The following is a 281-nucleotide window of genomic DNA, read 5'->3' on the forward strand; positions in this document are numbered from 1 at the left end:
AAAGCCGGGACACCTCAAGGAGGGGTAATAAGTCCACTCCTCGCCAACATCGCACTGGATGGAATGGTGAGGCACATTAACAAAATCTACCCTAACAAAAAGAAACAGAAGGTAAAAGCAACGGTCGTCAGATACGCCGATGATTTTGTAGTCATATCACCAAACCTCGAAATCATTGAACAGTGCAAGATTGTTATCTCCGAATGGTTAAAGCCCATTGGACTCCAACTCAAGCCGGAAAAGACAAGAATCTGTCATACACTAAGAGAAATCGAAGTTGA

At 43.4% G+C, this 281-nt stretch carries 1 protein-coding gene; it reads left to right on the plus strand.

The genetic code is table 11. The features are described from left to right. Positions 1–281: reverse transcriptase/maturase family protein (locus LKE08_RS00230; protein ID WP_324702185.1), on the plus strand; the 281-nt coding region annotated here is incomplete at both ends.

Origin of the sequence: Lyngbya sp. CCY1209, from assembly GCF_035615495.1 — a bacterium.
Lineage (GTDB): Bacteria > Cyanobacteriota > Cyanobacteriia > Cyanobacteriales > Microcoleaceae > Limnospira.